Genomic DNA, 19,288 nt, shown 5'->3' with positions numbered 1-19,288 from the left:
CGGCTGTGGATTCAACCCAATGCGGACGATGAGAGGTCGACTCAAATGTGGCTCGCACCCGCAACTGCCGGAGGTAGCCTCGAACAACTAGTAGGAGCGAGCCTTCTTGCCCACCTGAGGATTTAGCACTTGAAGTGCCGTCATCAGGACTTGTACCAACTGACCACCTTCGGGCGCAGGGCGATATCATCCGCCATTACGCCAGGGGAACCGCCGCCATCAGCAACCACCTGTACTTCATAACCATCGCGCACCAGGCTCAGCGCCGGATAGACCGTGCAGACGTCATTGGTGACCCCGGCGATGATCAGTTTCTTGCGCCCCGTAGCCTTGACCGCTGAGGCGAAGTTCTCACCGTCCATGGCGTTGACGATAAACAACATCTCAGGCTATGAGCTCGTAAGGGGCTGTCTTCTAATACAATGGGAATCTAACGCTTGTTAGGTGCCAGATCATTCTGTGGCCTTGTTTTTTGTTGAAAGTCGGACTTCGACCCGAAGCAGTCTTCGCTAACGATTGAACTCAAAGGCCTGGACAGCCGTTCGGGCAGGTCCGGCGGCATGATGGATCAGCCCGTAAAGAAGTACTTGCCTTTGATTTTCCTGGGATTGACGAAGACGAAGTCTGGAAAGATTTTTCCTCGGACGTACCAAACAAAAGCCAGGATAACGATACTTATAGCTAATGCGATAGTGGTTGTTGCCGGACTCGATGTATACCCCTCAAGCGCTCTTGGGAATTGGGGAAGCACAAGGAGTATGTACGCGTTGTAGGCGCCGACGCGATGGTTGTAGAAGCCCCATACCAAAAACAAGGGAATCAAGGTCATTGAAACACCCATAACCCATTTGGCCGTTGGCCCCATCCTGGCGCCGATATCCAATCCCAGAAAGAATGCAATCAAAGCCTGGGCGAGCATTATCGTAATGAGAATATGTACGAGGAAAGAGACACAAGAAGGCAGAGCAAGGCAAAGAAAAATAAAACAACGAACAGGGCTGTCCTTAGCAAGAAGGTCTTCATAAGGCTCCTTGGCCAACGTGAAATGGAGGTCAGTTGGGAAATGACACCTTGGCGGCAAGTCCCCCTGCGCGCGGTGTAATGATGCACTGAGGTTAGTCCGTAGATACTCAAATGCAATGCAACTTCCCGCGCTTCCGCTCCTGGCCGGTTTCTGCCAGTCACCACCGGCAGCTATGGGATGAAAGCCACCTCTGACGACTCGACTGCGTCGGCCAAAACCAATTGCTTGCGGCACGCAACCTCTCATCTTTGGCATGACGCACACGTCCATATTTTCAAATGTTCAGCTTCGAAGCAGGAAAGGCGTCACCCTCGCTGATCGACACGGCGAAACGTGTGAACTGCGGCAAGCGGCGTTCCAACAAGCCATTCGTCTCACCAGGGTCTGTTGACGTGTCGCTGCGAACCGCCGCGATCAGGGAAATGCGACCGCCGCCGCGAGATACAGCAGCAACGCCAGCAGCAACACTACGGTGAAGCCCAGGTGGATCGCCAGCAGGGTCGCCAGCACGGCCGCCACCACCGATACGCTGGCGTTGACGGCCCAGGCGATCGGCACCAGTGCTTCAGCGCGCGCGGAGACGCGCCCGAGTCCGAGCGGAAACGGCATGCCCATGGCGAACGCCAGCGGCGCTACCAGCGCGGCGCAGATGCCGAACCTGGCGAGGGTCCCCACCGGCGCCAGCAGCTGGAACAACGGGGGCAGGGCGATCAGGTAGAGCAGGGCGATCGCGCAGATCGCCAGGACTGGCCGCGCGAGCGGATGACGGGGCCCCACACCAGGTCCGATGTCCCCCCGCCGCCGACCGGAGTAACGGCTGCCGAGGCCCGCGAAGATCAGGAACGCGCTGAGCGTTACCGCCACCGAATACAACGGGTGGCTGAGGAAAAGGGTGAACTTCTGGATGAAGGCGATTTCCACGAACATGAAGGCGAAGCCGATGGCGGCGAAGTAGGACACGACCCGAAGTTCGAACCTGGCCAAAGCCGCATCCCGAGCGCGCCGCTGGCGCCGCCGCGCCACCCATAGCGGCGCCAGGATCAGCAGCACGGCGGCCACGCTGGACTGCAGCAGCGTGGCGATCAGCACCGGATAGCCCCACTCCAGCATTGACAGGCCGCCCTGCGCCTTCAGCGCCAGCAGTTCCGGCAGCGAGCGCCACTTGAAGAAGTGGAAGAAATACGGCCGGTCATCCATGGTCGGACGCACGTCGAACTTGTAGCGTGCCAGGAACTGCGCGCGCTCGCCGGACAGCAGGGCCTGCGCCGCTTCGAAGAACCAGGGCCGGTCGAGCAGGTTGTAGCGGTTCGCCTCGGCCACGGTCATCCCGGGGTAGTAGGCCAGGTCGAAGGAGCGCGCCCGGCAGAACTCCCGCAGCACGGCGATGCCGGCATCGTCGAAATCCCTGTTGCTGACCAGCAGCGTCGCGGTCTTCCAGCCGCGGATCATGACAATGCGGCGCGCCGCGCTGGCCTGCCCGTCGCGCTCGATGGCCGCGGCCGCGGTGGCCAGCAGCCTGGGAACATCGCGGGGCGGCAGGGTGACCCAGCGAGTGATGGCCAGCAGGCCGCCGGGCGCGAGATGGCGCAGGTACTCGGCGAAGGCATCCACCGTGTACAGGTAGTTCTCGGACAGCGCATGCAGGCCGCCCGAGGCGGTGCCGAAGGAGTCCAGCAGGGCGATCTGGATCAGGTCGTAAGGCTCGCCGCGCGAAGCCACCAGACCGCGCGCCTCGCCGATCAGCACACGGACGTTGGGCGCGCTGTACGGCTTGCCGGAGAAGTCGGCGAAGCGGCGCTGGACCAGATCGATCACCTGCGGGTTCAGTTCGATGGCATCCACCGCGCTGGCGCCGTGGTAGATCGCCTGCAGCACATCGGCGCCAGCGCCACTGCCCAGCACCAGCACGCGGGGTTGGCGCAGCAGGTGATAGGGCAGAGCCGAGGTCAGGTAGTCCAGGTAGGCGAGCGGTTCGCGGCGCCCGTCATAGCGGTTCAGCACGGAAAGGCCGTCGCCGTCGGTGAAGATGGCCAGTTGTGCGGGCGGCTCCTGCGTCGCATTGAGGCTCAGGCCCGGCGCGTGGCGCAGGGGAATGGTCGGGCTGTCGACGACCGTGAGCAGGCCCAGCGGACTCCAGGTCTGGGCGATTGCGCGCGCATCCTTGATACGCAGCGTCTGGCTCAGTTCCTTGTACTCGGAGGGCGACAGGGCGATCCAGCGCTCGGGTACGCCGGCCGGCACCGCGACTGCCGCCGCCAGCAGCAACGGCGCGAGCCAGTGCCTATGCCCCGTGCAAGCCATGGCGGCCAGTGCCCCGGCGGCGATGCCGGTGCCGCCCAGCAGCCGCAGCGCATCGACGGGCGTCAGGGCGAACAGCGCGGCGACGATCGCCAGGCTGCCCACGCCGGCGCCGAGAATGTCGAAGGCGTAGATCCGATGAATCTGTTCCTGAAAGCAGGTGAAAGTCAGGCAGATGCACACCGCCGCGCAGAAGAACGGCACGAACAGCAGCAGGTAGATCAGCAGCAGGCGCGCCGACTGCCGCGCGTCCCAGAGGATCTCGAGGGGATTGAACGGAACCTGCTGGGCCAGGCTGAAGCAGGCGATGGCGCTCAGTCCGAACAGCACCGCGCCGCCGATGAACACGCCGTGGAAGCGCGGCGCCAGCACAGGCCGCGCCAGCGCTACGGCGGTGCCGGCGGCGCCGTAGCCGAGCAGCGCGACGCTGATCATCATGTAGGCGAAATGGTGCCACTGGATGATCGAAAGCAGTCGCAGCAGCAGCACCTCATAGCCGAGCGCGGAGGCAGACAGCAGCGCCAGGGCGAGCAATGGCGGCGAATGCATGCTCAACCGCCTCCGACCAGCGGCACGAAGCGCACAGGCAGCACCTGCCGGGTGGACACACTGCCATCGCCGGCCTTCTCGATCAGCAGCAGGTACTGGATCATGAACGGCGCGCCGACCGGGATTACCATCCGTCCGCCGGCCTTGAGTTGGGCGATCAGTGGCGGCGGCACATGGCTGGCGGCGGCGGTGACGAGGATGGCGTCGTAAGGCCCGTGCTCGGGCCAGCCGTGGTAGCCATCGCCCAGCCGGGCCTGCACCTTTGCATATCCCAGCCGGCCCAGGCGCTCCCCGGCCTGCACTGCCAGCGGCTCGATGATCTCCATTGTGTAGACCGCCTGCGCCAGCTCGGCGAGGATCGCCGCCTGGTAGCCCGAGCCAGTGCCGATCTCGAGTACCACGTCGCCGGGCCCGACCTGCGTCAGGTCGGTCATTAGGGCGACGATGTAGGGCTGGGAGATGGTCTGGCCGTAGCCGATCGGCAGCGGGCGGTTCTCGTAGGCGTAGGGCACCTCGTCGGGCGGGACGAACCTATGGCGTGGCACCTTGGCCATCGCGGCCATCACCGGCGCGGCAAACTCGACCCTGCCGGTTTCGTCGCGGGTGACGGACGACATGTTGGCGATCTCCCGCACCATGGCGTCGCGCAACGGCGCGAACGGATCGTCGGCATGCAGGCCGGCGGATGCCAGCGCCAGAGCGATGGCAGGCGCCAGGATGCGCGTCAGGAGCATCACCGGCTTCACAATGACTCCTCCGCCTGAGGAATAGTCGAATCGTATGGCCGGCGGGCTGGCTCGGCAAGCCCGGGGGTGCCGGCGACCAAACCAGGCTGCGGCGACTGCCTGAGAAAATATCGCAATCCGTAACTGCACTGATAGCAGCCAGCCAGTTCAAGCGGTGATACAAAAGTGAATGCGATTGTCAGCTAGTGGCCGATCGTTGCCTGTCGCGAAGGGCTGCAGTCGACCCAGGCTGTGTGAAAACGCGCTAAATACCTCGAAAACTGAGAGTCGCGAGGGTTGCCTATGGAATCAGCGGGCGAAAGCACGAATTAGCTTAGTCAGTGACATAGACGTTCGTAATGCCGTTTGGGCCGCGTCTGCGGCCCAAACGGCTTCTAACTGGCGAGCCAAGCGGCTGGGTTCACGCCCTGATCGCCTCAAGCAGTCCTGCGATGCCGAAGATGCTCATCATTCGTTTGAGGTTGTAGGCGAGCACATGAAGGCTCATCTCAGTGCTCACCCTCGGCAGGGTTTTGGTCAGGAAGTGGGTACTTCCCATCCAGTACTTGAGCGTTCCAAAAGGATGTTCAACGGTCTGGCGACGAACCCTCATCATCGCTGGATCATGTTCTAGCCGAACCTGCATCGCGTCGACTACAGCCTCATGTTCCCAGCGCTTCACACGGCGCTCCTTACCCGTCGTACATTGCTTTTGCATTGAGCAGGACTGGCAGCCCGAGAAGTAGTAACAATGCAATAACATGCCGTCTTCCATCGACGAGTACCGCCTGGTTAGTAACTGCCCCGCAGGGCATTGATACTCGTCCGACGCAATAAGATAGATGAAATCCTGTTTGCCGAATCTGCCTTCGGCTTTGCTGCCAGATGTGAGGGGTTTCGGTACGAAGGTAGTGATGCCGGCTTGCTCGCAAGCAAGGATTTCCAGACCTTTGTAATAGCCTCGGTCGGCCACCACCGTTAGCGATTCAGCCTCGATTTCTTCACGCGTTTGGTTCGCCATATTGCTCAGTTGCCCACGATCATTACCAACGTTGGTCACCTCATGGGCAACGATCAGATGGTGTTTGTCGTCGACAGCTGTTTGTACGTTGTAGCCAACCGTTCCGGTGCCTCGGCCGCTCGTAGCCATTGAGCGTGCATCTGGGTCTGTGAGGGAGATTTGCTGGTCTGGACTTTCGTGGAGCTGCGCCTCGATGTCCTTGAGTTTCTGTATCTGCTTTTTCAGTGTTTCTATCTTTTCTTTAAGCCGCTCTGCTTTGGCCTCGGCCACTTCGGGCGTTGCCCGATCCGCCGAATCCATCGCCGCCAGATATCGATCAATGCTCTGCTCGATCTGCTGCATGCGTGCCTTCACCTTGCCCTGAGTGAAGTTGCGGTCGCGATTATTGACGGCTTTGAATTTGCTGCCGTCGATGGCGATGATCGATTGGGAGAAGAGATTGAGGTTGCGACAAAGAACTACGAACTGGCGGCATACGCTGCGAATGGCTTTGCCGTTGTCTTTGCGAAAGTCGGCAATGGTTTTGAAGTCCGGAGCCAAACGCCCCGTTAGCCACATCAACTCGACGTTGCGCTCGGCCTCTCGCTCAAGTCGGCGGCTGGATTGAATCCGATTGAGATAGCCGTAGATATAGATCTTCAGCAACACCGCTGGGTGATAGGCCGGACGACCAGTTGCGGCAGGATCGACGCCCTCAAAACCAAGCGCGCCCAAGTCGAGTTCATCGACGAAAACATCGACCACGCGCACTGGATTTTCTTCGGTTACGTAATCGTCCAGACACTCCGGCAGTAAGGTGACTTGCGCCCGAGCCTCACCTTCAATAAATCGCTTCATGATCGCCCCCGCTACGATCTCGACGATCAGAAGATTAGACAATTGCGGGAGTTTTCACACAGCCTGGACCCATTGCTGCCGGTGGCGATAGTCAAAAACGGCCATTTGCATTCGTTAGCGAACGGCTAGATTGGGTCGATTTCAGCCGGTCGTGAAAGGCAGAAATCGGCCAAAAGCAGACGCTTAACATGCTCCATTGAAACTTGGCACTCACTTGGGAAACAACAGTGTAAACGCCACCCGGAATCCCCAGCCCTCGGCACCATCTTTCGGACTATCTGCCCAATAGCGTGGTCCTGCTTGCAGGGTCATGGGTTGATGGCCCACTTTGAACAACTGGGTGACGAACAGGTTGATTGGCACTGACCATTCTCGGGTCTGCCAGTCATAGGTGGATTCTGTGTTGATGCCGAAGGTGGTGTAGGTGTGAGTGGTGTAGCTGAAGAAAGGTTGCAGGAAAGTCGCGTTGACCTTGTCCTTGTCATCGGGCGGGCTGTTTTCCAGCGACCAGATGTGATTGGCCAGAATGCCGCGGGTCCAACCATTGCTCTGTTTGAGGGCCACCACTGTGGGCCCCAACCCCCATTGCTCACTGCTCAAAAGCTCATCGCTGCCGGTCGGCACCAGAATGGCCGGTCCTGCCCCCCAAATCCAGCCACTGGAAGTCGGCTGCTTGGGTGAAAAAAAGAAGCTCTGGGTCACATCCCCCAAACCGGATTTGTCCGCCTGCCCGCCAGGTACCAGACCATGCTGATCAATGATCGGCAGGATGGTTCGGGAGATCAGGTTCCACTCGTCATTGATACTGAATGGCAGCACTGGCTGGATGTTGGTGACACTTTGGTAGCCCTCGCCGCTCGGGCCGAGTTTTTGGTTCCAGTTGTACTGAATAGGTACGCTGTAGAGCGCGGCGACGGGATTCAGCGTTTGCTTGGCCAGCTCGGCCTGGCTATCGGCGGCGGGGCTAATTGCGGGCCATACCACCGCAAAGGTAATGAAAGGAACAAGTCGAACGCCGTTGTTCATGTCCAACTCCTGTCTCGCAATTGAGAGTTTGGGTTGTCATGTCGCGGTTACAAGGCTGAGGGTGACCTGCTGCCAATGAGATTAGACCAGGTACCTGAACTATGTTCGACGGGGTACAAACACTGTCTCCGGCCAATCGGATTAATTCGTATTAACCAATATTAAGTTGAGCCATCGTTCAGTCAGCACTCATCTATATCTGGCGATATATTCTCCATTGAATGGGGTGTCCCTATCCTTTATTAGACCGAAACAGAAGATGGTTTCTTCAGAAAACTTATATTGTCTATTCGCTACGTTAGAAAACAGACTACTAAGCTAGATGGGGACAATATTTAACAGTGTCAAAGCGCTGCCAGCGAAGCTTGCAGCCCTCGTTATCCTCCCAGAGGATGCCCCATGAAAATTGGCATTAAGCAATTCACCATCAACGCATGCGTCATCGGCGTCGCCCTCGCAATGCTTTCGGAAAACTCGCAAGCCCAGCAGTCCCCCATCCCCACAACCGCTGCCGTAGTTCCCGGCCCTGTTTCGGGCAATACGTTGACTAAGGAATACGTCCAGATGGTTGGTCAAATGGCTTACTTCTGGGGCTGGCCGCTGGTCGCCAACGCCAATCGCGCCGCAGCCTTCTCAAAGGTTCCCGAGCCTGGTCTGGTCGGTGGTGTTGTGCCGATCGCCTACGGTGGGATCGCCATGCTGACTGACTACGTTACCGCGAACCAGCGCGTCATTGCTTGTTCGAACCAGGACGTCGTGTATGGGCCCGGCTTCCTGCCATTGGACAAGGAGCCGTTTGTCTTCCAGGTACCGGACTTCGGTCAGCGCTTCTGGGTCTATGCGTTGTATGACGCCCGCACCGACGAGTTTTCCGAGATCGGCCAGGCCTACGGCACAAAACCTGGCTTCTACATGGTTGTCGGCCCGGACTGGAAGGGAGAGACACCGGCGGGCATCACTGCTGTAGTGCGATCATCCACGGCACTGGTATTCACCATCCCGCGCATCTTCATGGACGACACGGCGGAAGATCGCAAAGCCATCCAGCCGATGCTGAGCCAGATCAACTTCTACCCGCTATCGAAGTTCGACGGGAAGATGAAGACCACGGACTGGTCCAAACTTCCGCACTACCCTGCACCGAAGTCCACCGGGACAGGCGAAACCAAGTGGGTGAACCCGGAAACCTACTTCAACGAATTGCCGTCGGTGATGGAACAAGTTCCACCAATGCCTGGCGAGGAGTCTCTCTACGCATGGATCACCAGCGTACTGGACGCCGCCGAGAAAGACCCGGCGATCATGCAGACGCTCAGGGACACCGCAATTGCTATGGACAAGGAAATGCTGCCGGCATTTCTTCAATGGAGCCACAACGGCCGCGCGGCCGGTAACGGCTGGAATTCACCGGTGAACAATGCGAAATGGGGCACTGACTACCTCAACCGCACCGCCATCGCCAAGTCAAACATTTACGAGAACCGCCCGGAGGAGACGAAGTACATCTACACAGACAACGACCACCAGGGTCAGCAACTCAATGGGCAAAACAGCTACACCATCACATTTCCCAAGGGCCAGACGCCACAGGTGAAAGGATTCTGGTCGCTGACCTTGTATAACGCGGAGCATTTCTATCACGACAATCCGCTCAAACGCTATTCGCTGGGTACCAAGAACAAGAACCTAACGCTCAATGCAGACGGCTCCCTGACGTTGTATGCCGGCGCAAAATCCCCTGGTCACGACAAGGAAAACAACTGGCTACCCGCACCCGAAGGGACTTTCTCGCTGTATATCCGTGCCTACTGGCCGGACAAAGCTGTTCTGGATGGCACGTGGATGCCCCCCATCGTTGAGAAGGTGAAATGAGCTAACCCACCAACTACCAAGAGGGCACAACCATGCAGCCTTCCTGCATCCGCAGTCTCATGACCGCAGTACTCGCGCTGACACTTGCCACCTCAGCGATGGCGCAAGAACCATCGCGCTACGACGAACTGGCAAATCTGCCTTTCGAAAAGGGCTATATCGCCAAGGACGACGCGCCGAAACTCCTAGACGAATTGTTCTACCAGCGTGCGGTGCAGACCTACCTCTGGGCAATGCCTACCCTCAACCTGTATGGGATGAAGGAAGGCATGCAGAAGGTCTTCGGCAGTGGCTACAACAAACTGGCGATTTTCAAGCAGAGGCTCAACGCCAAGACGCTGATCACGACGCCGAACTCCGACGTGATTTATGGGTTCGGCTTTCTTGACTTGAAACAAGACGGGCCGATGGTCATTGAGGTGCCACCGGGGTTGCAAGGCATTATCGATGACTACAGACAACACCCGATTCCTTCCGAGGGCGACATCGACGGGCGCAGATGGAGCGGCGATGTAGGGCTGCCCGGCCCGGACAGGGGAAAGGGCGGGAAGTACCTCATACTGCCGCCGGATTATACGGGGGAGGTTCCATCGGGTTATTTCACTTATCGGTCCGGCACCTACGGCGTGTTCGTTTTCTGGCGCGGCTTTTTCAAAGATCCGAAACACCTTGAAGAACCCGTGCGGGTCATGGAGCAGACGCGGATCTATCCACTCGGGAAGCAGGAAACAGCCAAGCCTATGGAGTTCCCCGATGCCTCGGGCGTACCGGCGAATATGCTCTACCCACAGGATGGCACGGCGTACGATATGCTTTGGCGGTTCATCGACCATGAATACGTGAATCCTGCCGACATGGAAATGCGTGGCATGGCGGCAGCGCTGGGCATCGTCAAAGGTCAGCCGTTTGTACCGGACGCCAATACCCGTGCAATGCTCGACAAAGCGGCACGCACGGCCACGCGTATCGGCCACGTCTTGGCCTACACGCCTTCGCCGCTGGTGAAGGATCAGATGTGGTACCCCGACCGACACTACATCAATGCGTTCCCCGGCAATGCGACCTTCACATCGCCCTCGTTCGAATACCTCGATGCACGCACTTCCTTCTTTACTTACGCCTACTCCACCAGTCCCGGCATGGCGGTGAGCATGAACGACGTCGGCGCGAAGTATCTTGTCACTTACAGCGACGCCGATGGCGACTTTTTGAGTGGCGACAAGGACTACAAGCTACATGTACCCAAGGACGTTCCCGTTGCCATTTTCTGGTCGGTGGCTGTGTATGATCCGATCACCGGCTCCGGTCTTGATAATGGCCAGCCCTTTCCGTCGCTCAACATGATGGATAAGCCGGTGCAGAACGCTGACGGTAGCTTCGACATTTACTTCGGTCCGAAGTCGCCCGGCGAAGGCAAGAACTGGCTGGCCACGCTCCCCGGCAAAGGCTGGTTCACGATCTTCCGACTCTACGGTCCTAAGCAGGCATTCTTCGACCAAACCTGGAAACCGGAGGATGTCGCCAAGTTGAAGTAGCACGGTTTCATGAGGGCACAGGACGTCGAGTGCGCCTGTAAGGTCATTCTCGGCAGCATGGCGATGGTGTCCATCAATGTGGACACCATCACTCTAAGGTTGGATCGGGAAGGTGTCTTGACTGGGCGCTAACACAAATCGAAGGGCTGCATTGGGTCGGATAGCGACGGTCTAGCATCGACCGTCACTATGGATGATCAGACCTCCGTTTGTTCTGCCATTTCCAGGGCATCATCGACCTCGATTCCCAGGTATCTGACAGTGCTTTCAAGCTTCGTATGACCAAGCAGGAGTTGGACAGCTCTCAGGTTCTTCGTCCTGCGATAGATCAACGATGCCTTGGTTCTCCGTAGCGTGTGGGTACCGTACATGGTTGGATCAAGGCCAATGGCTGTCACCCACGCTTTGACTATTCGAGCGTATTGCCTGGTGGAAAGATGGTCTGAGGCGTGCAACCGGCTCGTGAACAAGAAGTCCTCGCTGCGGAGACGCGCCCGATGCATCCAAGCCTCCAGAACCGTTCGGGTTTGTTCAGTGATTTCAAATTGCACTGGGTGCTGAGTTTTCTGCTGCATCACGATGGCCCGTGACGACGCATGCTCCCCATGGGCGATGTCTCGGACTCGCAACTTGGTTAAGTCACAGGCACGCAGCTTGCTATCGATGGCCAAGTTGAAGAGCGCCAAATCACGCGTCTTCTCAGCAAGCTGAAGTCTTACTCGAATGGCCCAGATATCTCTGACTCGAAGCGGAGCTTTCTGCCCGACAAGCTTTCCCTTGTTCCAAGGCTGATGGCTGTATCTAGCAATAGTGTTCATGGCTCGTTCTCCACGTTGAGGGGAGGACAAGGGTGGATCAGTCACAATGGCTGGTGGTCGCTATCCGACCCGAAGCTGACGGTGGCGACAGGCAAAAATCGGCCAGAAGCGGTCACCTCTGCGCCTCACAAGCGCGACTCTCAGGCGCGCTTGGGGAGCTTCCAGTTCGGGCGGATGAAGTGGCATGTGTAGCCATTCGGTATACGTTCGAGGTAATCCTGGTGCTCCGGTTCCGCTTCCCAAAAGGGCCCTGCCGGTTCGATTTCGGTGACTACTCGGCCTGGCCACAGGTGTGAAGCATCGACATCGGCAGCGGTGTCCTCGGCGATGTCGCGTTGCTGTTCGCTGAGGTAGTAGATCGCCGAACGATAGCTGGGGCCCAGGTCATTACCCTGACGGTTTGGCGTGCTGGGGTCGTGTATCTGGAAGAAGAACTCAAGGATCTGCCGGTAGCCGATCACGGCAGGGTCGAAGACGATCTCGATGGCTTCGGCGTGGTTGCCATGGTTGCGGTAGGTGGCATTCGGCACATCGCCGCCGGTGTACCCGACCCGAGTGCGCAGCACACCGGGATAGCGCCGCAGCAGATCCTGCATGCCCCAGAAGCAGCCGCCGGCGAGAATGGCAGTTTCGGTTTGTCTGGTCATGGTCTGTCCTTCCTCACGGGGATGTTGGGTATAGCCATTGTTATGAGGGCGTGTTGGCCAATTCCAAGGATTCGCGCAAACAGAACTGGAATGATCGCTTTTTGGCTGTGGATTCAACCGGTCGATGCAACAGTCTGGCTAAATCGCTCAGCGGGTGTTTCCTGGTCTAGTGTTTTCCGAGGGCAGCTATTTAGCTGCCTGGCCACTTCATTGAGGGTGAGGCTCTGACGCAAAAGAGGCGCTGGCTACTCGCTGCGTACGCTCTCAGTGTCAGGTGTTCGTATGTACGGGGCGCTGTATGCGCAGCACCAACCGGTCGATCTGCGGCACCAGCAGATTGGCGGCTAGCACGGCGAAGCAGAGACCATCGGCATAAAGCCCGAATTCGCGAATCAATTCAGTCAGCGCGCCAATGGCCGCGCCGAACAGGATGCGACCGGCGCGTGTATCGGGACTGGTGACCGGATCGGTGGCGATGAAGAAGGCGGTGAAGAGATAGCCACCGAGACTGAGGCTGTACAGGCTTTCCTGTAGGCTATGGCCGGCTGCCATACACAGCAATACTGTGCTCGCGAGCATCGCCAGCGGAATCTCGATTCGGATCACCCGCAGGACTGCCAGTAGCAAACCGCCGGCAATGTAGCCGTACCCCGACAGATTGGGGGTGATCAGTGTGAACTGGTTCTTGGCCAACTGAGTGGCGCCGGCGAACGCATCGAGGTTAAGGCGTGGCGCCAGCTGCAACTGTTGTAGAAGAACCGCCTTGGCGTCCAGGGTGAGAGTCCAGGGGGCATAGTTCGAAGGCGCAGGGTACAGTTGCTGGTAGAAGCAGATAGCGATGATCCCCAAGCCAACCATGGCGGGGTTGAGGCGGTTGCGACCCAGGCCTCCACTGCCGTGTTTACACAGTGCGAGCGCGGCAAAACTGGCCAGGGCGATCATCCACAGCGGCACCAGCAGCGGCAATGCCCGAGCCAGTATCAGGCCTAGCACCAGCCAGCTCAGGTCGCTCAAGCCCTCGCGGACATTACGTCCGCGCAGGCGCAGCAGGCCGGCTTCGAAGCCCAGGGCGAGCAGCACGCACCAGAAGGTCTGCAACCAGACCACTATGCCAAATTGCCAGGCGTACAGGGCGGTACCCGGCAGGAGACACAGGCTGACCAGCAGCATCATTGTGCGCAGTTGTCGGTGCGCGGTAGGACGGAGTATCAGGCTCATGCACGTAGCTCCGTCTTGCTCTGGCGGAAACGTTCGCGCAGCGGCAGATTGCTTGGGCAGGTGCTGCTGCAGCTGCCGCATTCGATACAGGCATCCAATCGCAGGTCCTGCAGGCTGGCCTTGTCAAGACGTTCGGCAGCAGCGTAGAGATCCAGCGGTCTGAGCAACATCGGGCAGACATCCACACAGCGCGTACAGCGAATGCAACTGCCTGCGGGCTGAGGTGCCGGCAAGTAGCGCTCGGCGCCGAATATCAGGCAACTACTGGTCTTGCTGATGACGGCAGTGGGGTCCGGTAACGGCTGTCCCATCATCGGCCCGCCGACCTGGGTCAACTGGCCTTCGGGGGCCGCGCCAGCAACTGCGCGCAGTGCGCTGACCGGGTAACCCACTGGCACCAGGACATTCCCGGGGCGCTCGCAGTTCCCGGTCAGCGTCAGCACGCGTCTTACCAGTGGTTCGCCGTGGAAGATGGCCCGGCCCAGTGCGTAGAGCGTCGCGACATTCAGCGCCAGTACGCCGATATCGGCGGGCAGGGTCCCTGGCGCCAGGTTGCGGCCACTAAGGCTCTTGATCATCAACGGCTGCCCCCCTGCCGGGTAACGCGCCGGTAGCGGACATATTTCGACCCGGGTGCGCGCCCGGCGAGTGGCGGCGCGTAACGCGGCCATCGCCTCAGGTTTGTTGGTTTCGATACCAAATCGGGTCAGCGTTATTCCCATCAGCGCGGCGACATAGTCGGCGGCCTCGATCAGCGCCTCGGCACGTTCGCGCATGAGACGGTCATCGCAGGTAAGGAAGGGCTCGCATTCGGCACCGTTGATCAGCAGAAGATCCGGCTGCTGGGCGCCGGCCAGCTTGAGGGCCGTCGGGAAACCCGCCCCACCAAGGCCGACTATGCCCATCTGCAATGCTCGTTCGACCAGCGCCTCGGACGTTTGCGGTAGCCCCAGCACTGGGCGTTCGATCCACTCATCCAGACCATCTGCGTTCAGAATGACGGCCATGACCGGCTCGGCCGAGTCGGCCGCGAAGGCGAGATCAATCCGTTCCACGATGCCGGAGGTGCTGGCATGCACCCAAGGGGTGTTGTCATCGCCAATACCGATCACCTCGCCCTTGCGCACATGCTGTCCCGGCTGCACGCAAGGCTGGACAGACCGGCGACCCCGCTCGAGCGGAATCGCCAGCTGTATGTTTTCGACCGCGACCGGGGCAACCGGCGTGGCGTTGGATAATTCTTTGTAGCCCCTGAGCTCGACCCCTCCGTGCCAACTCCGCTGTGAGGGTGAGGCGATGGCCAGCAGGCTGCGCCAGAAGGGTTTCTGTTGCGGCTGACGCTGGGCGCGGACGCGGCTCTGCATGCGTTCGACGCTTTGCAACGAATGGCTAGACATTTTCTGTCCTCCAATTTTTTGGCAAAAAACACCCCTGTGCACTAATGCACATAATGGTTTTTTTGCTTCCGGGACGTGGAGCGGAAAGGGAGGGGGACAATTGATCACCCGCGGAACTCAGAGTGCCGAATGGAGGCTTTGTTCATTTTTTGATCAGGCTTGCTGATGGACGGTTGGTCATCCCGTGCGGGCGCGTGGGAGCGGTCAGGCAGTGATCGGGGCGGGTAGCGCCAACGTGCGGGGCGTGCCGGGCGCTATTTCCGGCAATGCAGCTTTAATCTCTTGTAAGCAGTGGTGCCCGCAGTTTGGGTAAAAAAGCGCGCCGCGAAGGGGCAGCCGGGATCAGAGAGGTGGTGATTGATGCGCGTAAGCCTGCTGGTGATGCTGTTGACGTTGCTGTATGGCTGTGGCGAACGGATCGAGCGCGTTTCCGGACCGACCATGGGGAGCACTTTTTCGATCCAGTACGTACCCGCCGCGCAGACGCCCGACTCGCAGCGAGTAAAGGCCGAAGTCGAGACGATACTCGGGGCGCTCGACCAGCAGTTTTCCAACTGGCGCGGCGACTCCGTGGTTTCCCGCTTCAACGATCTGCCGGCCGGCGCCTGTCAGGCGTTGCCGGAAGATATGCATCGCTTGCTGGCGTACGGTGAGTTTCTGTTCCGCGAGAGTGGCGGGGCTTTCGACCTGACGGTGCAGCCATTGATGAACCTCTGGGGCTTCGGTCCGCAGTCACGGGGGGAGCACTTGCCGGATGCTGGCGCGCTGGCACGGGAGCGGGCACGGGTAGGGCATCAGCACTTGCGCCTGGATGGCGAAAAGCTGTGCAAGGATGTGGCGGCGCAACTGGATTTCGACAGCATGGTCGCCGGCTATGCGGTGGATCGGGTCGGCGATAGGCTTTCGGCCCTGGGTATCCAGGCCTATCTGGTCGAGATCACCGGCGAACTCAAGGCGGTCGGTCGCAAGCCGGATGGCTCGCCCTGGCGCATCGCCCTGGAGGTGCCGAGCGGCGCAAGCGAGCAGCAAGTGGAGCGCGCCATTGCACTGGATGGCTACAGCGTTTCCACCTCCGGCGATTATCGCAACTATTTCGAGGAAGGTGGTCAACGCTATTCGCACACCTTCGATCCACGTGTCGGCAGACCGGTGAAGCACGCGCTGGCGGCAGTGACGGTGGTCGACCCTTCGGGGCTGCATGCCGATGGCTTGTCTACGCTGTTGATGGTGCTCGGCCCGGAGGAAGGCTATGCCTTCGCCGAGCGGCATGACCTCGCAGCCTATTTCATCATGCGCCAGGGGCAGGGTTTCGTTGCCCGGGCGACGCCGCGATTCGAGTCGTTGTTTCCAGGGCAGGGCAAGACGAAGCAGTAGTTGAAGGAAGCCTCGCCTTTCTAAACGCTTGCTCCCAAGGTTACCAGGATATCCCCCCAGGCTACCTTCTTCCTCGATTACACCTTGGTGAAGGATAGTCACATTGATACGCCAGCGTGGCTCAGGCCGCTCCGAACCACATACCACTCAGGCGGGGAATTGGGCTATCCAGTGCCTGGCAATCTCTTCGCGCCGGCAGATCCACACCGCGTCGTGGCCTTGCACGTAATCGAGAAAGCGCGCCAGTGCCATCGCACGACCAGGATGGCCACTGATCCGCCCATGCAGGCCGACGCTCATCATCTTCGGGTGTTGCGCGCCCTCCTGCCACAGCAGGTCGAAAGCATCCTTGAGTAGCCGGAAGAAGTCTTCACCGCAGGCGAAACCATTGGGCAGCAGGTAGCGTGCGTCGTTGTTGACCAGTGTGTAAGGGATCACCAGGTGGGCGGGCGAGCCTGGGAGCCAATAGGGCAGATCATCGTTGTAGGCGTCTGAGCTATAGAGAAACCCACCTTCCTCACGCAACAGGCGACGGGTGTTCTGGCTGACCCTTCCTGTGTACCAACCTGTGGGGCGTTTACCGCAGATCTGCTCGATCACGTCGAGGGTGAGGCGGATATGGCGCCGTTCCTGGTCTTCAGGCATGTCGCGATAGTCCAGCCAACGGTAGCCATGCCCGGCAATCTCATGCCCGGCAGCGCAGAGCGCATGGCCAATCGCCGGGGTGAGTTCCAGTGCCCGGCCGACGGCGAAGGCGGTCAGCGGCAGGCCTCGGGCGCTGAACAGCTGCAGAATGCGCCACACACCTGCGCGCGATCCGTATTCGTACATGCCCTCGACGCTCAAGTCCGGTTCCCCCACGCGCGGCGGGCGGCCCGGTAGCTCGTGAAGCCAGGCCTCCGACTGTGCATCGCCATTGAGGATGCATGACTCCGCGCCTTCTTCGATGTTGAGTACGAACTGGACCGCGACGCGCGCTTCACCGGGCCATCGCGGGTGGGGTGGGCAGCCGCCATAACCGACGAGGTCGCGAGCGGACATCAGCCCAGCTCGAAGGTCGTGACGCCGAACACACGTTCGTGCGCGATCGCCGGAGGAGGGCCGAGGTACATGCGTGCGCAGCCGAAAACCTCGATCATGCCCTGTTGGTGCACGAGCGCCATCGCGGCGGGGTTATTCTCCGGCGCATCGAGAAACAGCGGGCCACCCTCGGCAAATTCCGCCAGGCGCGCGTAGAGGGCATTGGCTGCCAGTGCGTCATCGGCGAACAAGGGGCCGATCTTGTAGCCTTCCCGGCAGCGCCTTGCTACGCCATAGCCGCTTAGCCTGCCCTCGCGCTGGCAGCCCACGGCGAGTGCATCGGCCTGGGCTATCCACCCGCTCAGGAAGGTTGCGCGCGCGGCGGGGAAGCAGGTGCGGTCGTAATCGACAACTTGATCGAACGGGAAGGTGGCCAACGGAACGATGTCCTGGTCGTCTACCTGCGAGTTCGTCGGGCGGGCGGTGAGATCGGCACGAAAACGCATGTTGCGATGGGAGAAGACGAAACCACCCTTGGCGTAGTAGTCCTGCATCGCGAAGACGCCGTCCATGCCGATGCTCGCGCCTGGGCGCAGGCGGGCGAGGAGTCGCTCACGGCGTGCGTGCCAGAGGGTATTGCCCAGACCTTGACCGCGATATTCAGGCCGGACGATGAAAAAACCCATGAAACCGAATTCGCCGTTGTAGGAGGTGATGGCACCGCCGCCGATCAATTCGCCGCCCTGGTACGCCGCGATGAAGGCGGCAGGGTCCGTAGCCCAGAACAGCTCGGCATCGTGAAGGCCGGGATTCCAACCCTCACGGGCAGCCCAATCGACGAGCTCGTCCAGCTCGGGACGGGTCATGTTGCGTATGACCAGCTGATTCGACACCGCGAAGTTCTCCTCAGTCGCTAATCGAGCGTGTGGTCCATCCCACTCTGAACCCTTTCGGTATAGCTTCAACCGGAGTATTGATCCAGGCCGTCACGTCACCTGCAGGCGCCTGGCCTGCCTGAGTCGCAGCCGCGGTCCGGAAAAGAAACCGCGGCGACCGATCAATCAGGCGGCGGGGAGCAGGCCTTTCTGTTTGGCGACATGAGTCGCCAGTGCGTCCATCAAATCCGGGGACAGGCAGTCGTAGGGTTCCAGGCCGATCGAGCGCAAGCGCTCGCGGATAGCCTTCATTTGCGCTGGCGGTGTGCCGGTTTCGATGATGGAGGAGACGAACGCCGCGAATCCCGGCGCAGCCCATCCGCGCTGTGGCGAAAGCTCGGTGTGGACGAAGTCCAGGCCATAAAACGCATGGTTCTTGTTCTCGATGCGCCCAAAGAGATGAGCGTGACACTGCTTGCAGGCGTGGCGCTGGATGGTGGCGGATTCGTCGACAATCGCCAGTTTTTCGCCGTGGGCAATAACGCTGACCTTATCTCGAGGCACCACGGCGATGACGGCGAATGTCGCGTTTTGTGGTTTCCAGCATTTGCTGCAGCCGCACGCGTGGTTATACAGCGTTTGTGCGTCGATCTTGACCTCGACCTTGTCGGTCGCACACAGGCATTGCAGGGTGCCACCTGTGAAATTCGCGGCGGCGGGTTGGATACCATTGTCCAGTGCTGGGTGAAGTTGCAAGGTGCTCATGCTGGCGTCTCCGTTTCAGGGGGGCAGACAAAAGTGCCTGGGGCCGTGCCCCAGACCGGTAGTTCATCGGAACTCGATGACGGCGCGGATCGATTTGTCTTCATGCATCAGATCGAACCGCGGCGGGTTTCGAAAAGGGCACAGTGCATAAACGAGCGACCTCCTTCGGTGCGACCGGTCGGTTACCCAGATCAAGAATAGTCTGCGATGACGCCTCGAGCGCGGCCAGGGCCAGCGCACGGGCGAGGGTGCAGAATTCAGAGGGAATCCACACACACATGTCCAAG

General features: G+C 59.8%; 15 protein-coding genes and 1 pseudogene. 3 read left to right on the top strand and 13 right to left on the bottom strand.

The genetic code is table 11. The features are described from left to right. Positions 1-87: 87 nt before the first annotated feature. The 6 genes and pseudogenes from WHX55_RS17820 to WHX55_RS17795 all read right to left on the bottom strand — a co-directional run. Positions 88-374, bottom strand: a pseudogene (locus WHX55_RS17820) (isochorismatase family protein); the annotation flags it as partial. A gap of 194 nt (positions 375-568) precedes the next feature. Continuing rightward, positions 569-1,258 (bottom strand): hypothetical protein, encoded by a 690-nt coding sequence (locus tag WHX55_RS17815; RefSeq protein WP_353740940.1) that lies wholly within the window; start codon positions 1,256-1,258, stop codon positions 569-571. 180 nt (positions 1,259-1,438) lie between these two features. Beyond that, complete coding sequence (locus tag WHX55_RS17810) at positions 1,439-3,871, bottom strand: SAM-dependent methyltransferase (protein WP_353740939.1); 2,433 nt, start codon at positions 3,869-3,871, stop codon at positions 1,439-1,441. Between the two features lie 2 nt (positions 3,872-3,873). Next, complete coding sequence (locus tag WHX55_RS17805; protein WP_224789684.1) at positions 3,874-4,617, bottom strand: protein-L-isoaspartate(D-aspartate) O-methyltransferase; 744 nt, start codon at positions 4,615-4,617, stop codon at positions 3,874-3,876. A 400-nt stretch (positions 4,618-5,017) separates the two neighbouring features. Continuing rightward, a complete protein-coding gene (locus WHX55_RS17800) occupies positions 5,018-6,454 on the bottom strand; it encodes an IS1182 family transposase (RefSeq protein ID WP_353740938.1) in 1,437 nt (478 codons plus the stop codon). A 210-nt stretch (positions 6,455-6,664) separates the two neighbouring features. Beyond that, positions 6,665-7,480, bottom strand: coding sequence for a transporter (locus WHX55_RS17795; RefSeq protein WP_353740937.1), 816 nt, complete (start codon positions 7,478-7,480; stop codon positions 6,665-6,667). A 399-nt stretch (positions 7,481-7,879) separates the two neighbouring features. Here WHX55_RS17795 and WHX55_RS17790 point away from each other — a divergent pair, with 399 nt between their 5' ends. Then, positions 7,880-9,352 (top strand): DUF1254 domain-containing protein, encoded by a 1,473-nt coding sequence (locus WHX55_RS17790; RefSeq protein ID WP_353740936.1) that lies wholly within the window; start codon positions 7,880-7,882, stop codon positions 9,350-9,352. A gap of 32 nt (positions 9,353-9,384) precedes the next feature. Next, positions 9,385-10,887 carry a DUF1254 domain-containing protein gene (locus tag WHX55_RS17785; protein WP_353740935.1) on the top strand — a complete coding sequence of 501 codons (1,503 nt, stop codon included), beginning with the start codon at positions 9,385-9,387 and terminating at the stop codon, positions 10,885-10,887. A 197-nt stretch (positions 10,888-11,084) separates the two neighbouring features. Here the strand turns inward: WHX55_RS17785 and WHX55_RS17780 are convergent, their stop codons facing one another. The 4 genes from WHX55_RS17780 to rsxC all read right to left on the bottom strand — a co-directional run bounded on the left by WHX55_RS17780 (position 11,085) and on the right by rsxC (position 14,967). Further along, positions 11,085-11,705, bottom strand: coding sequence for a tyrosine-type recombinase/integrase (locus WHX55_RS17780; RefSeq protein ID WP_353740934.1), 621 nt, complete (start codon positions 11,703-11,705; stop codon positions 11,085-11,087). A 140-nt stretch (positions 11,706-11,845) separates the two neighbouring features. Beyond that, the gene (msrA, locus tag WHX55_RS17775) at positions 11,846-12,352 is read right to left on the bottom strand and encodes a peptide-methionine (S)-S-oxide reductase MsrA (RefSeq protein WP_353740933.1); all 507 of its coding nucleotides are present in this window, start codon (positions 12,350-12,352) and stop codon (positions 11,846-11,848) included. Positions 12,353-12,622: 270 nt separating this feature from the next. Then, positions 12,623-13,570, bottom strand: coding sequence for an RnfABCDGE type electron transport complex subunit D (locus WHX55_RS17770; protein ID WP_150758797.1), 948 nt, complete (start codon positions 13,568-13,570; stop codon positions 12,623-12,625). Then, complete coding sequence (gene rsxC, locus WHX55_RS17765) at positions 13,567-14,967, bottom strand: electron transport complex subunit RsxC (RefSeq protein ID WP_353740932.1); 1,401 nt, start codon at positions 14,965-14,967, stop codon at positions 13,567-13,569. Before rsxC ends, WHX55_RS17770 begins: the two co-directional genes overlap by 4 nt. Positions 14,968-15,327: 360 nt before the next feature. Here rsxC and WHX55_RS17760 point away from each other — a divergent pair, with 360 nt between their 5' ends. Then, on the top strand, positions 15,328-16,341 hold the full coding sequence (locus WHX55_RS17760) for an FAD:protein FMN transferase (protein WP_150725613.1): 1,014 nt from the start codon (positions 15,328-15,330) through the stop codon (positions 16,339-16,341). A gap of 147 nt (positions 16,342-16,488) precedes the next feature. On the opposite strand, the gene puuE is transcribed toward WHX55_RS17760, so the two are convergent. From puuE to gfa, 3 genes are all read right to left on the bottom strand, one after another. Then, positions 16,489-17,382: an allantoinase PuuE gene (gene puuE, locus WHX55_RS17755; RefSeq protein WP_353740931.1), complete on the bottom strand. Its 894-nt coding sequence runs from the start codon at positions 17,380-17,382 to the stop codon at positions 16,489-16,491. Beyond that, complete coding sequence (locus WHX55_RS17750; RefSeq protein WP_353740930.1) at positions 17,382-18,254, bottom strand: GNAT family N-acetyltransferase; 873 nt, start codon at positions 18,252-18,254, stop codon at positions 17,382-17,384. Before WHX55_RS17750 ends, puuE begins: the two co-directional genes overlap by 1 nt. A gap of 168 nt (positions 18,255-18,422) precedes the next feature. Then, entirely contained in the window at positions 18,423-19,001 is a 579-nt protein-coding gene (gene gfa / locus WHX55_RS17745; RefSeq protein ID WP_150725622.1) for an S-(hydroxymethyl)glutathione synthase, read from the bottom strand. Positions 19,002-19,288 lie beyond the last annotated feature (287 nt).

The organism is Pseudomonas fluorescens (assembly GCF_040448305.1).
GTDB lineage: Bacteria > Pseudomonadota > Gammaproteobacteria > Pseudomonadales > Pseudomonadaceae > Aquipseudomonas > Aquipseudomonas fluorescens_BH.
The sequence above is the reverse complement of the archived record's forward strand: the minus strand, read 5'-3'. Positions and strand labels throughout refer to the sequence as shown.

Bases quoted from the DNA above. Each gene is read 5' to 3' on its own strand.
- WHX55_RS17760 (WP_150725613.1), top strand. From the start codon at position 15,328: ATGCGCGTAAGCCTGCTGGTGATGCTGTTGACGTTGCTGTATGGCTGT.
- WHX55_RS17800 (WP_353740938.1), bottom strand. From the start codon at position 6,454: ATGAAGCGATTTATTGAAGGTGAGGCTCGGGCGCAAGTCACCTTACTG.
- WHX55_RS17785 (WP_353740935.1), top strand. From the start codon at position 9,385: ATGCAGCCTTCCTGCATCCGCAGTCTCATGACCGCAGTACTCGCGCTG.
- msrA (WP_353740933.1), bottom strand. From the start codon at position 12,352: ATGACCAGACAAACCGAAACTGCCATTCTCGCCGGCGGCTGCTTCTGG.
- WHX55_RS17780 (WP_353740934.1), bottom strand. From the start codon at position 11,705: ATGAACACTATTGCTAGATACAGCCATCAGCCTTGGAACAAGGGAAAG.
- rsxC (WP_353740932.1), bottom strand. From the start codon at position 14,967: ATGTCTAGCCATTCGTTGCAAAGCGTCGAACGCATGCAGAGCCGCGTC.
- puuE (WP_353740931.1), bottom strand. From the start codon at position 17,382: ATGTCCGCTCGCGACCTCGTCGGTTATGGCGGCTGCCCACCCCACCCG.
- WHX55_RS17795 (WP_353740937.1), bottom strand. From the start codon at position 7,480: ATGAACAACGGCGTTCGACTTGTTCCTTTCATTACCTTTGCGGTGGTA.
- WHX55_RS17770 (WP_150758797.1), bottom strand. From the start codon at position 13,570: ATGAGCCTGATACTCCGTCCTACCGCGCACCGACAACTGCGCACAATG.
- gfa (WP_150725622.1), bottom strand. From the start codon at position 19,001: ATGAGCACCTTGCAACTTCACCCAGCACTGGACAATGGTATCCAACCC.
- WHX55_RS17790 (WP_353740936.1), top strand. From the start codon at position 7,880: ATGAAAATTGGCATTAAGCAATTCACCATCAACGCATGCGTCATCGGC.
- WHX55_RS17810 (WP_353740939.1), bottom strand. From the start codon at position 3,871: ATGCATTCGCCGCCATTGCTCGCCCTGGCGCTGCTGTCTGCCTCCGCG.